The organism is Streptomyces sp. NBC_01352, assembly GCF_036237295.1.
Taxonomy (GTDB): domain Bacteria; phylum Actinomycetota; class Actinomycetes; order Streptomycetales; family Streptomycetaceae; genus Streptomyces; species Streptomyces plumbiresistens.
Genome location: NZ_CP108354.1, coordinates 7,854,672 through 7,867,568, shown reverse-complemented (window position 1 = coordinate 7,867,568; position 12,897 = coordinate 7,854,672). Strand labels below are relative to the sequence as shown.

Genomic DNA, 12,897 nt, shown 5'->3' with positions numbered 1-12,897 from the left:
TGCCTTCGGGCCTCGCTGAGGCCGCTTCGTGCCTGCGGTGCCTGCGTTGCCCGGATTGCCTGTGAGCAGCCCTTATGGCCTCTGTGAACGGCGCGAATGTAGCGGAGAGTGAGCAGGTGATCGCACACTTCGACGCTCGTTCATCCGATCGTGTGAGGATTGACCGCACGGCTGACGCGCGGCGCTCGGTCGTACAGTGGCGTGGGCACGGTTTGTGCCTTACGACCCGCCAGGGCTTCTAGGGAGGCGCTTGCCGTGAGTGAGTTGCGGTTCGTCCGTATGGGATTCGGTGCGGACGCCGTCGAGTACCAGGAGGCGTGGGACGAGCAACGCCGGGTGCACGCGGCGCGGTTCGCCGACGAGATCGCCGACACCGTGCTGCTGCTGGAGCACCCGCCGGTGTACACGGCCGGCCGGCGTACGGCGGACAGCGAGCGGCCGCTCGACGGCACTCCCGTCATCGACGTCGACCGCGGCGGCAAGATCACCTGGCACGGCCCCGGCCAGCTGGTCGGCTACCCCATCCAGAAGCTCCCGCGTCCGGTGGACGTCGTGGCGCACGTACGGCGCCTGGAAGAGGCCCTGATCCGCACCTGCGCGGAGTTCGGCCTGGAGACCTCCCGGGTCGAGGGCCGCAGCGGGGTGTGGGTGCTCGGCGACCCGGTCGAGACGCGGCCGACGCTCGGCGGTCTGTCCCTGGACTTCGACCCGCGGCTGCACGACGAGGAGTTCGACGCCCGCCTGAACGGGCCGGAGTACGCACCCTCCAACGCCGGGCAGCGCCGCGAGGACCGCAAGATCGCCGCGATCGGCATCCGGGTCGCCAAGGGCGTCACGATGCACGGCTTCGCGCTGAACGTGAACCCCGACAACAAGTGGTTCGACCGGATCATCCCGTGCGGGATCCGGGACGCGGGGGTCGCCTCCCTCGCGAACGAGCTGGGGCGCGAGGTGACGATCGAGGAGGTGCTGCCCGTTGTGGAGCGGCACCTTCTGGATGTGCTGGAGAACGCGGAACTGAAGCCGCGGCTGGTGGAGCGGACACCGGCGTAACCCGACCACCCAGGGGGCTCCGCCCCGTGGACCCCCGGACCTTTGCCCACCCACCACCCGACTCGGTGGGTCGAGAGGTGCGCCACTGGCGCGAGGGTCACTTCCTGTCCGACCGAGACGGGTGGTGGGTGGGCAGAGGCCGGAGGTCTGGGGGCGGAGCCCCCAGCCGACCCCGCGCCGGGCACGGGAATGCCCCACAGTTCCGCAAGGTTGCCCACCCCGGGGACCGAAAACGCACGGGCGTACCCTGGTGTACGCCGAAGAATCGAAGCTACAGGGAGCCGATGTGTCCGCAGTCGCACCCGACGGACGCAAGATGCTGCGCCTGGAGGTCCGGAACGCCCAGACCCCCATCGAGCGCAAGCCCGAGTGGATCAAGACGCGGGCGAAAATGGGTCCCGAGTACACGAAGATGCAGAACCTCGTGAAGAGCGAGGGCCTGCACACGGTCTGCCAGGAAGCCGGCTGTCCCAACATCTACGAGTGCTGGGAAGACCGCGAGGCCACGTTCCTCATCGGCGGCGACCAGTGCACCCGGCGCTGTGACTTCTGCCAGATCGACACCGGCAAGCCCGAGGCGCTCGACCGCGACGAGCCCCGGCGCGTGGGCGAGTCCGTGGTCACCATGGACCTGAACTACGCCACGATCACCGGCGTCGCCCGCGACGACCTGGAGGACGGCGGCGCCTGGCTCTACGCCGAGACGGTCCGCCAGATCCACGAGCAGACGGCCTCCCGCGAGGCCGGCCGCACCAAGGTGGAGCTCCTCGCCCCGGACTTCAACGCCGTACCGGAGCTCCTGGCCGAGGTCTTCGCCTCCCGCCCCGAGGTCTTCGCGCACAACGTCGAGACGGTCCCCCGCATCTTCAAGCGCATCCGCCCCGGCTTCCGCTACGAGCGCTCGCTGAAGGTCATCACCGACGCCCGCGACTACGGCCTGGTCACCAAGTCGAACCTGATCCTCGGCATGGGCGAGACCCGCGAGGAGGTCAGCGAGGCGCTCCGGCAGCTGCACGACGCGGGCTGCGAGCTGGTGACGATCACGCAGTACCTGCGCCCGTCCGTGCGCCACCACCCCGTCGAGCGCTGGGTCAAGCCGCACGAGTTCGTGGAGCTGAAGGAGGAGGCCGAGCAGATCGGCTTCTCCGGTGTGATGTCCGGTCCGCTGGTCCGTTCCTCGTACCGCGCCGGGCGGCTGTACCAGATGGCCGTCGAGAAGCGCGGTTCGTACGTCGCCTCGCAGGCCGTCTGATCTGACATACCGTCACCCGCCTTCCCAACAGGGCGTGTGGCAAGCGTGTGAATTCGCGCACAAGAGGCTACCCGCCAGTAGCGACCGATACGACGCGGTCCTGACCGTCCTCGCTGATGAGGGCGTACGTCAGGGCCGCGTCGTCGTTCAAGGGCGCCGCATCAAGGCTTCATTGGCGTTTGACCGGTCGGTCACGCCCTGGTAACACCAATCAGTGACGCTGGACTTACACCACGTACACCCATACCCGCAGCGGTATCGAGGGGGGACCTCCATCATGCAGGCCGCGCCCGTACGCGCCACACCGATCCCGACGTTCACCGACGCACTCCGCGCCGTCGAGTCCCTGCTCCTGAGCAGTGGCCAGCGCACCGCACGCCGCAACGCCTGGACGTCCGTCCTGGAGGACCGCCGCCGCGCCAAGGACCGGGTCGAGGCCCAGCGCGTCCTGGAGCAGACGTTCACCACCGCACGCCTCTGAAGCACCCCTTCCCCGCTTCTCGGGGCACTGCCGTCGTCGGCGCTCCCGGGGACACGTAGACTTCGTGCCATGGCGAGGAAGGACACGGCAGCGGACGCTGCGAACCCCGGGCGACTCAAGCAGATCGCTCTGACCTACAAGATGACCCGCAAGGCCGACAAGAAGATCGGTCTTGTACTCGCGGCGGTCGGAATCGTCACCTTCGGTGTCTTCCTCGCGATCGGTTTCTTGATCGGTCACCCCATCTATCTCGGCATTCTGGGCCTCCTGCTCGCCTTCCTCGCGTCGGCGATCGTGTTCGGGCGCCGGGCCGAGCGAGCGGCCTTCGGGCAAATGGAGGGCCAGCCGGGCGCGGCAGCGGCGGTACTCGACAACATCGGCCGGGGCTGGACGACCACCCCCGCGGTGGCGATGAACCGCAGCCAGGACGTGGTGCACCGGGCCGTCGGCAAGGCCGGCATCGTCCTGGTCGCCGAGGGCAACCCGAACCGGGTGAAGAGCCTGCTGGCCGCCGAGAAGAAGAAGATGAACCGCATCGTCGCGGACGTACCGGTGCACGATGTGATGGTGGGCACGGGCGAGGGCCAGGTCCCGCTGAAGAAGGTGCGCACGACCATGCTGAAGCTGCCGCGCGTGCTGACCGGCCCGCAGGTGACGGCCACCAACGACCGGCTGCGCGCCCTCGGTGACCTGATGAGCAACATGCCGCTCCCGAAGGGCCCGATGCCGAAGGGCATGAAGCTGCCGAAGGGCGGACCGAAGGCCCGCTGACTCCCTCTTGCACAAGAAGGGGGCGCCGGATCACTCCGGGCGCCCCCTTCGTCGTACAGGCGCGTCGTACGGACGCTAGATGCGCACTTCCACCGTGCGGGCCAACCTGTCGTGCAGGCCGCGGCCGTCGCGGTCCCAGATCAGGGCCGGGACGGCGAGGCAGAGCAGGGCCGTGCGGAGCAGGGCGCGGGCGGGGCTGACGCGGCCGGTGTCGACGGTGACCACGCGCAGGCCGAAGAGGCGCTTACCCGGAGTGAAGCCGACGGTGCCCACGGTCAAGGCGCCGAGCAGGAAGAAGACGAGCAGCGCCCAGTTGCTGGTCGCCTGGTCGTAGCCCTGCGTGATGAGGCCGTATGCGATCAAGAGGCTCAGACCCCAGTCGACGGCGATGGCGCCGAGGCGCCGGCCGGGGCGGGCGATCGAGCCCGGTCCCTCTTCCGGCAGGCCGAGCTGCTCACCGCGGTATCCGAAGTCGACACCGGCTTCCTCCGCGGCCGCGCGCGGTCCGGAAAGCCACGATCCGATTGCCTGCCTGTTGTCCACCCGTCCACGGTACTGCGCCCGTTTCGCGATACGGACAGGTGGGGTAGGCGTAGCGATGTCCGGTTAACTTGTGCGAAACAAATGGGTCACGTCTGAGAAATCACCCGTCCCTAGGGTCGAGGTCAGCGTGTGCCACCGCACTGGCCGCACGAACGAACTACCACCCCGGCACGGAACGGTCGGGGGTAGGAGGAGCTGGATGTTCCAGAACGCCGACGAGACCAAGAAGTTCATCGCGGATGAGGGCGTCAAGTTCATCGACGTCCGCTTCTGCGACCTGCCGGGCGTCATGCAGCACTTCACGGTGCCCGTTGAGGCGTTCGACCCGGACGAGGAGCTGGCCTTCGACGGATCGTCGATCCGTGGCTTCCAGGCCATCCACGAGTCCGACATGGCGCTGCGCGCGGACCTGTCGACCGCCCGGGTCGACGCCTTCCGCCGCGACAAGACGCTGAACATCAACTTCTTCATCCACGACCCGATCACCGGCGAGCAGTACAGCCGTGACCCGCGCAACGTGGCCAAGAAGGCGGAGGCCTACCTCGCCTCCACCGGGATCGCCGACACCGCGTACTTCGGCCCCGAGGCCGAGTTCTACGTGTTCGACAGCGTCCGCTTCGCGACCACCGCGAACGAGTCCTTCTACCACATCGACTCCGAGGCGGGCGCCTGGAACACCGGCGCCCTCGAGGACAACCGTGGGTACAAGGTCCGCTACAAGGGCGGCTACTTCCCGGTCCCGCCGGTCGACCACTTCGCCGACCTGCGTGCCGAGATCTCCCTGGAGCTGGCCAACGCCGGCCTCCAGGTCGAGCGCCAGCACCACGAGGTGGGCACCGCCGGCCAGGCCGAGATCAACTACAAGTTCAACACGCTGCTCGCCGCGGCCGACGACCTCCAGCTCTTCAAGTACATCGTGAAGAACGTGGCCTGGCGCAACGGCAAGACCGCGACCTTCATGCCGAAGCCGATCTTCGGCGACAACGGCTCGGGCATGCACGTCCACCAGTCGCTGTGGGCCAACGGCGACCCGCTGTTCTACGACGAGGCCGGTTACGCGGGCCTGTCGGACATGGCCCGCTTCTACATCGGCGGCATCCTCAAGCACGCCCCGTCGCTGCTGGCCTTCACCAACCCGACGGTGAACTCGTACCACCGTCTGGTGCCGGGCTTCGAGGCGCCGGTCAACCTGGTGTACTCGCAGCGCAACCGCTCCGCGGCCATGCGTATCCCGATCACCGGCTCGAACCCGAAGGCCAAGCGCGTCGAGTTCCGGGCGCCCGACTCCTCCGGCAACCCGTACCTGGCGTTCTCCGCGCTGCTGCTCGCGGGTCTGGACGGCATCAAGAACAAGATCGAGCCGGCCGAGCCGATCGACAAGGACCTGTACGAGCTGGCTCCCGAGGAGCACGCGGGCGTCGCGCAGGTCCCGACCTCGCTCCCGGCCGTCCTCGACCGCCTCGAGGCCGACCACGAGTTCCTGCTCGCGGGTGACGTCTTCACGTCCGACCTGATCGAGACGTGGATCGACTACAAGCGCGCCAACGAGATCGCGCCGCTGCAGCTGCGTCCGCACCCGCACGAGTTCGAGCTCTACTTCGACGTGTGATCGGCCCGTAGGCCCTTCGGCTGCGCCCCCGTTCCTGGTTTCTCAGGGCGGGGGCGTCGTCGTATCGTGTTCTGTACAACTGTTCGAGACGGAGACGACCGGGGGTTACGGGGATGCCCGAACAGGACGACGCGGAGCGGGAGTTCGACCTCAAGTGGGCCGACAACGCCGAGCGCAAGGAGCCCTCCGCACGGGCCAGGATGCTGGCCGCGCGCTGGAAGGAGAACCCGCCCGAGCCGCAGCCGTTCCGCGCCGACCCCGACCCGGCGGGGCCGCGCCGGTCGTCGTGGATATCGACGGTCATCGTGCTCGGGAGTGTGGCGGCGATCATCCTGCTGCTGGGGTACGCGAACTTCCGGGCGCCGTACTAGACAGATGCGCGAGGACATCAGGGCCGGCGGAGAGGCGGCGCGGCGGCTCGCCGAGGGGGTGGCGCTGCGGGACGTGCTCGATGCCGCCGACCCGGGGGCCTGGCTCGCGCTGGATGTGGGGACGCGTGCGTGGGTGGCGCACCGGATGCTGCCGACGCGGGCGGAGGTCGAGGGCCGGCGCGGGTGGTTCTCCGCACTCCGCCGGCCCGACGCCCTCGCCGAGCCCCGGCTCGCACTCGCCCTCTGCCACGGCGACGGCCGGGTGCGTGAGGCGGCTCTCGGTCCGGCGGCGCGATGCCCGGCTCTGTTGCCGCTGGTCGTCGTCCGTGCGGCCGACTGGGTCGCCCCTGTGCGCGACCGGGCCCGCGAGGTACTGCGCGCCGTCCTCGACCCGGACGCCGCCCTCACGCTCGCTCCGCTGATCCTGCTCGTCGGCCGCCGCGGCCGGGGCGACTTCGGCGTCGACCTGCTCGACGAGGTGCTGCGCCGGGCGCCCCGCGAACGCCTCGCGCTCCTCTTCACCCACCCCGACCGTGCCGTACGCCGGTTCGCCCACCGCCTGGCCGTCGCCGAGGGACACCTCTCCCCCACCGAACTGGCCCGCGCCGCCGCCCGAGACGCCGACCCGGTCGTCCAGGACCTGTGCGCCGAGGCCGCCCTGGCCGCCGTACCGGAGAACGGGCGGGAGAACGGGGTGGACGAGGACGTACTCGAAGCGCTGCTCGGCGCGCGCGGGCCGCGGGTGCGGTCGGCCGGGGTGACCGCGCTGCGGCGGGCCGGGCAGCCCGGCCGGGCGGAGGGGTTTCTCCCGGACCGGTCGGGGCTGGTGCGGGCCTGTGCGCGGTATGTCGTACGGCAGTCAGGGGGCGATCCGTCGGCCTGGTACCGGCGCCGGTGTGCCGAGCCGGGCGACCCGGCGCTGCCGCCCGGTGCGGTCGCCGGGCTGGCGGAGTGCGGGGAGCGGACGGATGCCGAGTCGCTGTCGGCGCTGCTCGGCCATCCCGCGCCGGGGGTGCGGGCACGGGCGGTCGCCGGGTTGCGGGCCCTGGACGTCACGGACGTACCGCGGCTGCGGGCCTTGCTCGACGACCCGGCGCCCGGGGTCGTGCGGGAGACGACCGTGGCCCTGCTGGCCTCGGCCCGGTCGCTGGACGACGCGTGGCTGATGGGGCGGCTGGCGGCGGGGCGGCCCCGGCATGTGCGGGTGGCCGCCTTCCGGTTGCTCGACGCTCGGGGTGGGCTGGTGCGGCTGCGGGCGGCCGTCGCGCTGCTCGATGATCCGGACGTGAGGCTGCGGCACTGGGCCGGACAGTCCGTGCAGGGCTGGCATGCGACGGCGGACGTGCCGCCCGGGTCGGTGGAGGTGGGCGAACTGCTCGACCAGGGGCGGCATCTGTTCAGCGAGTACGTGCTGAAGAGGCGCAAGTGGGAGGCCGGGGTCGGGGGCTGAGCCTTTGCTGGTCCTAGGGATGATCGCGACCGCTTCATGGGGCGGGGCGGGTGCACACTGGGCTGTGGGGCGAGTGCCTGACTGCTGAGGGTGATGCACCATGCAGAGCCGCTTTCGGAGCGACCGGCGGTTGACCGTGCGGATGACGGTCACGATGTTTCTACTCGGGCTGCTGTACGTGGCCTTCGTCGCGGCCTTGGTCGTGCTGTTGAAGTCGTGGGTACTGGTCGTGGTGGTCGCGGCGGGGATGCTCGGCGCGCAGTACTGGTTCTCCGACCGGATCGCGCTGTTCGCGATGCGCGGACGGGTCGTGGAGCGGGAGGAGTATCCCGAACTGCACGCCGTGATCGACCGGCTGTGTGCCCTCGCGGACATGCCCAAGCCGGTGGTCGCCGTGTCGGAGATGGACATGCCGAACGCGTTCGCGACCGGGCGGAACCCCGACAACGCCGTCGTCTGCGTCACCACCGGGCTGCTGCGGCGGCTGGAACCCGCGGAGCTGGAGGGCGTCCTCGCGCACGAGCTGTCGCACGTGGCGCACAAGGACGTCGCCGTGATCACCATCGCGTCCTTCCTCGGCGTGATAGCGGGGCTGATCGTGCGGTTCGCCTTCTACTCGCAGCTGTTCGGCGGCGGGCGCAGGGACCAGAACACCGCCGTCGTCTTCGCCGCCGTGATGGGGGTGTCGGCGGCCGTGTACGCGATCAGCTTCCTGCTGATCCGGGCACTGTCCCGGTACCGGGAGCTGGCGGCGGACCGGGCGGCGGCGCTGCTCACCGGCCGGCCCTCGGCGCTGGCGTCCGCGCTCACCAAGGTCACCGGCGACATCGCCCGCATCCCCAGCAAGGACCTGCGCACGGCCCAGGCGTTCAACGCCTTCTACTTCACCCCCGCGCTGGGCGCCGAGCCGGGTGTGGCGCGGATCTTCTCGACCCACCCGAGCCTGGAGCAGCGGCTGGAGCAGCTGGGGCGGATCTCCGGTGAGCTGGGCGAGGCGGCGACCCCGGGGAGGGCGGGCTGAGGATGGGGCTGCTGGACATCCTGCTCGGCCGTACGAAGCCGGTCGCACCCGATCTCGACCAGCTCTTCGCGCTGCCGTCGGCGGCGGTGACGCTGGAGGCGGCCGCCTCCTTCACGCCGACCGGGCGGGGTGCGGTGTGCTTCGCCACGGTGGAGGGCGCGGCCTTCGAGCAGACGCACCGCGAGGTGCAGGCCCTGCTCGACGCGGACACCGACCGGGACGGGCCGCCGGTGGAGCTGCGGCGGGACGGCTACGGGTATTCGTGGCTGGTGTCGGAGCGCGCTCCGGACCAGCTGCCGCTCCTGGTCAACGACCTGCACGCGGTGAACAGTTCGATGGAGGTCAACGGCTTCGGGCCGCAACTGCTGTGTTCCCTGGCCGGGTTCCAGGATCCGGAGGGCCGGTCGCTGGCGCTGGTCTACCTCTACAAGCGCGGCAGCTTCTACCCGTTCGCGCCGCTGCCCGGCGAGGGACAGCGGCGCGACAACGCACTGGAACTGCGGGTGAAGGCGGCTCTGGAGGGCGATCTGCGGATCGAGCCCGACCTGAGCCGCTGGTTCCCGGTGTGGGGCGCCCCCGGTCTGTGACGACGACCGGGGCCACCTGGATCACCGGGACCACCGAGACCACCGGGACTACCAGTGGTCTCACTGGTCGTCTCACCGGTCTCACTTGCTCTTCTCGCGCTCCTGACGGCGGGACTCGAAGGGGCGCTCGCGGCGGTAGCGGCGCTCCCACCTGGCCTGCTTGTCACGGCGGTCGCGGTACGCGCGGTAGCTCGCGGGCGTGGGCCCCGCCGAGGATCCCCCCGTCGGCGACGAGGGCGAGGACCCGCCGCGTCCGTACTGCACGTACAGGAAGAGCACGGCGACGGCGGCGAGCCAGTAGAGATGGTTGTCGAATCCCAGAACGACCAGGACGACGGTCCCGGATATGACGATGGTGCCCATGACGGGCCTCCGTGGGCGTGGGTTGATCCGAGCGGTGATCCGTTCCCCGACGGGGCGCTGGGGGTGGGCGGCCGTCCGTCGGTGCGTAGAGAGTAGCCCCGAGTCCGCGGGGTGATGCCTGTCCTGCGGGACGCGGTGGTGGGCAGTTCCTCGACGCTTGTCCAGCGTAGGGAGGCGGTCACTCGACGTGCATCTCCTTTTCCCGCGCGGCGCGGCGGCGCAGGCGCCAAGAGTGAATGGGGAGATGAGTGAATGGGGAGATGAGTGAGCTGATCTCCTTCACGCACGAGCACGCCGGGGAACACCTCGGTGTGAGGTCCGGCGGTGACGGCGGTGGTCCGGACCGGGCCACCGCCGTTGTGCTGCACGGAGCGGGCAACGGCGGCAAGGAGCGGTTGCTCCCGCTGCTGGCGGACTTCGTGGCACACGGCTGCCGCGGCCTCGCCCTCGACTTCTCCGGACACGGCGAAAGCACGGGCGCGCTGCGGGAGTTGAGCCTGCGCCGCCGCTTCGAGCAGGCGGTCTCGGTCATCGACGCGTTCGCTCCGGCCAACGGGCCGCTGATCCTGGTCGGGTTCAGCATGAGCGGGCAGACGGTGGCGGATCTCGCCGCGCACTACGGCGACCGGGTCACGGCGCTGGGGCTGTGTGCGCCCGCCGTGTACGCGGGCGAGGCGTGGGACGTGCCGTTCGGGGCGGGCGACGGTTCCTTCAGCGCGATCATCCGGACGCCCGGGAGCTGGCGGGCCTCGCCCGCGCTCGACGTGCTGCGGGCGTACGAGGGCCGCGCGGTGCTCGCCGTGCCGGGTACGGACGCGGTGATCCCGCCGGAGGTGACGGAGGCCGTGCAGGACGCGCTCTGCACCCGTGCGCAGTTCACACGCTTCGAACTGCCCGAGGCCGACCACCAGTTGGGGCTGTGGCTACGCGATCACGCCGAGGACCGGCGGGAGTTCGTGTCGGCCGTACTCACCCAGGGGTGGGCGGCGACCCGGTCGTGGCTGGCCAAGCAGCTCCCGGAGGGGCGGACGGTCCTCGACAACCGTCCGCTGTCCGGCGGCTGGACCTCCCAGATGCGCCGCCTGACCCTCGACGACGGCACCGGGCTGGTGCTGCGGTCCTTCGTGAAACCCTTCTTCCGCCGACACGCCCCGGGGCTGCTGGCCCGCGAGGCCTCCGTCCTCGCGCTCCTCGCCGGCCAGGACGGCATCCCGGCGGCGCGGCCGGTCGCCGTCGACGCCTCCGGCGAACTCTGCGACCATCCCTCGCTGTTGATGTCCCTGCTCCCGGGCACGGTGCGGGTCGACGAGGAGGAGCTGGAGCGGCGCCTGGACCTGCTCGCGGCGCAACTCGTCCGGATCCACGAGGTCGTACCGGCCGAACGCCCGCGCCCGTACCAGGCATGGACGTCACCGGAGCGGGTGATCGCCCCGCCGGGACCGCTGTGGGAGCGGGCGGTCGACGTGATCCGCCGCGAACCCCCGTCCTACGAGGGCTGCTTCCTGCACCGGGACTTCCACCCGGGGAACGTCCTCTTCGACGGAAGCGGCGACGGACTGCGGATCAGCGGAGTCGTCGACTGGGTCGAGACGTCGTGGGGCCCCGCCGACCTGGACGTCGCCCACTGCTCGACGGCCCTGGCCCTGCTGCACGGCCCGGAGCACGGCCTCGGCTTCCGGGCACGCTACGAGGCGCACGGCGGCCGGCGCCTCGCCGACGGACCCGACCACCTGTACTGGCGGCTGCTGGACGCCCTCGGCTACGCCCCCGACGCGGCGAAGCTCGCGCGTCCCTGGCGCGAGCTGGGCCGGACCGAGCTGACGACAAAGGTGCTGGGCGGGCGGCTGGAGGCGTATGTGGCCGGGCTGGTGGAGGCGTACGCCTGACCGGCTGATGCGGGCTTGCGCCGACCGCTTCTCAGACCCCCGGTGCGGCCGTCACCACGCCCGCCGCGACGGCCGCGCACAGGGTCGCGTGGTCGTGGGTGGTCTGGTCGGCGTAGGCGAGGGCGAAGTCGGCGACGGCCCGTTCGAAGGTGTCCGCGCCGCCCAGGTAACCGGCGATCGCGACACGGTCGCCGGAACGGGCGTGCGCGCGGGCCAGCGCCGTGCCGCACAGCCGGGCGTACGCCGCGAGGTCGGCGGGGCTCATCCCGGCGACGTCCGCCGGGCCCTTCGGGTCGCGCACCTGCCGCCAGTAGAACGCCCGCCCCTGCGGCCCGCTCATCCACCCCAGGAAGCTGTCACCGGCGGCCTGGAGCAGCCGCTGCCCGGCGACGACCCGGTGCCCGGGAGGGACGTACGGCCCGTTCGGCAGATGCTCTTCCAGTACGGATATCCGCGCCTCCTTGAGCTGCAGGAAGAGCGGGTCGTCCGCGTCGCGTCCCTCGAGCAGCACGATGAAGCAGCGCAGGCCGACGCTGCCGACGCCGACGGCCTTGCGGGCGGCGTCGACGAAGCGGTAGCGGTCCAGGAGCCGGCGGCGTTCCTCGGTGAGGGTGGAGCGGTAGTCGCTGAAGATCTTGCGCAAGGCGGCCGTGTCGGAGGCGCCGGCGGGTTCCAGCAGCGGCGGGTCGTGGACGATGCGCCGGCGTCCGTCGACGACCTCCGTGAGCTTGCCGAGGGCCTGGAGGCTGGTGCGGCGGCGGGCGCGGGTGAGGCTGGACCCGGCGCGGCGGCGACGGCGGGCGGAGCGGACCAGGGGCAGCAGGCTGTCGGCGTCCAGCTGCTCGTACCAGACGGCGAGTTCGCCCATGCCGGCCAGGCGGCGCATGGCGGCGCGGTAGCCGGCGGTGGCCTCCAGGGCCGCGCGGTGGGTCCCGGCCTCGCTGTGGCCGTTCTCGCGGGCGGCGACGGCGACGCTGGCGGCGAGCCGTTTGACGTCCCATTCGAAGGGGCCGGGGAAGGTCTCGTCGAAGTCGTTCAGGTCGAAGACGAGGGGGCGTTCCGGGGAGGCGTACAGACCGAAGTTGAGCAGGTGGGCGTTCCCGCAGAGCTGCACGGTGAGGCCGGTGTGCGGCTGCGCGGCGAGGTCGGCGGCCATCACGGCGGCCGCGCCGCGCAGGAAGGCGAAGGGGGAGGCGGCCATGCGGCCGTACCGGACCGGGAGCAGTTCCGGGAGCCGGTCGCGGCCCTGCCGTTCGAGTACGCCGACGGGGTCGGGGCGGTCGACGGAAGGGGTCCAGCGGGCGTGCGCGGAGCGGGGGACGCGTTTGCGGGCCGTCTTGCCCTGGGCGGCGCGGATGGCGGGGTCGGAGCGGTGGGTCGGCTGGGCCCGGTGGGCGGGGTCGGTGGGTTCGGCGCGGGTGCTCATCTGCGCTGTCTCCGCATCACGCCTCCTCGGGTGCCCTGGCTTCCGTCACCTCCTGATCGCAGTGAAGGCCCGGCCCCGGGGCGT

Annotated in this window: 13 protein-coding genes; 10 read left to right on the top strand and 3 right to left on the bottom strand. The window is 71.2% G+C overall.

Annotated features, from left to right (window positions below):
- The first annotated feature begins 201 nt into the window (after positions 1-201).
- The 4 genes from lipB (at position 202) to OG252_RS36220 (ending at position 3,557) form a co-directional block, all read left to right on the top strand.
- Entirely contained in the window at positions 202-1,053 is an 852-nt protein-coding gene (lipB, locus tag OG252_RS36235; RefSeq protein WP_329345265.1) for a lipoyl(octanoyl) transferase LipB, read from the top strand.
- Between the two features lie 286 nt (positions 1,054-1,339).
- Complete coding sequence (gene lipA, locus OG252_RS36230) at positions 1,340-2,305, top strand: lipoyl synthase (protein ID WP_266440661.1); 966 nt, start codon at positions 1,340-1,342, stop codon at positions 2,303-2,305.
- A gap of 277 nt (positions 2,306-2,582) precedes the next feature.
- The gene (locus OG252_RS36225; RefSeq protein ID WP_266440658.1) at positions 2,583-2,786 is read left to right on the top strand and encodes an SCO2195 family GlnR-regulated protein; all 204 of its coding nucleotides are present in this window, start codon (positions 2,583-2,585) and stop codon (positions 2,784-2,786) included.
- A gap of 69 nt (positions 2,787-2,855) precedes the next feature.
- Positions 2,856-3,557: a DUF4191 domain-containing protein gene (locus OG252_RS36220; RefSeq protein ID WP_266440656.1), complete on the top strand. Its 702-nt coding sequence runs from the start codon at positions 2,856-2,858 to the stop codon at positions 3,555-3,557.
- Between the two features lie 75 nt (positions 3,558-3,632).
- Here the strand turns inward: OG252_RS36220 and OG252_RS36215 are convergent, their stop codons facing one another.
- Positions 3,633-4,100, bottom strand: a complete 468-nt coding sequence (locus OG252_RS36215) for an RDD family protein (protein ID WP_266440654.1) — start codon at positions 4,098-4,100, stop codon at positions 3,633-3,635.
- Between the two features lie 199 nt (positions 4,101-4,299).
- Here OG252_RS36215 and glnA point away from each other — a divergent pair, with 199 nt between their 5' ends.
- The 5 genes from glnA to pspAB all read left to right on the top strand — a co-directional run bounded on the left by glnA (position 4,300) and on the right by pspAB (position 9,138).
- Positions 4,300-5,709: a type I glutamate--ammonia ligase gene (glnA, locus tag OG252_RS36210; protein ID WP_266440652.1), complete on the top strand. Its 1,410-nt coding sequence runs from the start codon at positions 4,300-4,302 to the stop codon at positions 5,707-5,709.
- A gap of 113 nt (positions 5,710-5,822) precedes the next feature.
- Complete coding sequence (locus tag OG252_RS36205) at positions 5,823-6,080, top strand: SCO2583/SCO2584 N-terminal domain-containing protein (protein ID WP_266440649.1); 258 nt, start codon at positions 5,823-5,825, stop codon at positions 6,078-6,080.
- 4 nt (positions 6,081-6,084) lie between these two features.
- A complete protein-coding gene (locus tag OG252_RS36200; RefSeq protein ID WP_329341486.1) occupies positions 6,085-7,530 on the top strand; it encodes a hypothetical protein in 1,446 nt (481 codons plus the stop codon).
- Between the two features lie 100 nt (positions 7,531-7,630).
- Positions 7,631-8,551: a zinc metalloprotease HtpX gene (gene htpX, locus OG252_RS36195; RefSeq protein WP_266440644.1), complete on the top strand. Its 921-nt coding sequence runs from the start codon at positions 7,631-7,633 to the stop codon at positions 8,549-8,551.
- A 2-nt stretch (positions 8,552-8,553) separates the two neighbouring features.
- Positions 8,554-9,138 carry a PspA-associated protein PspAB gene (gene pspAB / locus OG252_RS36190; RefSeq protein WP_266440641.1) on the top strand — a complete coding sequence of 195 codons (585 nt, stop codon included), beginning with the start codon at positions 8,554-8,556 and terminating at the stop codon, positions 9,136-9,138.
- Positions 9,139-9,219: 81 nt separating this feature from the next.
- Here the strand turns inward: pspAB and OG252_RS36185 are convergent, their stop codons facing one another.
- Positions 9,220-9,501, bottom strand: a complete 282-nt coding sequence (locus OG252_RS36185) for a hypothetical protein (RefSeq protein ID WP_266440639.1) — start codon at positions 9,499-9,501, stop codon at positions 9,220-9,222.
- Positions 9,502-9,761: 260 nt separating this feature from the next.
- On the opposite strand from OG252_RS36185, the gene OG252_RS36180 reads away from it, so the two are divergent.
- Positions 9,762-11,387 carry an alpha/beta fold hydrolase gene (locus OG252_RS36180; RefSeq protein ID WP_329341482.1) on the top strand — a complete coding sequence of 542 codons (1,626 nt, stop codon included), beginning with the start codon at positions 9,762-9,764 and terminating at the stop codon, positions 11,385-11,387.
- A gap of 31 nt (positions 11,388-11,418) precedes the next feature.
- On the opposite strand, the gene OG252_RS36175 is transcribed toward OG252_RS36180, so the two are convergent.
- Positions 11,419-12,813, bottom strand: coding sequence for a DUF2252 domain-containing protein (locus OG252_RS36175; RefSeq protein ID WP_329341480.1), 1,395 nt, complete (start codon positions 12,811-12,813; stop codon positions 11,419-11,421).
- Between the last annotated feature and the right edge of the window lie 84 nt (positions 12,814-12,897).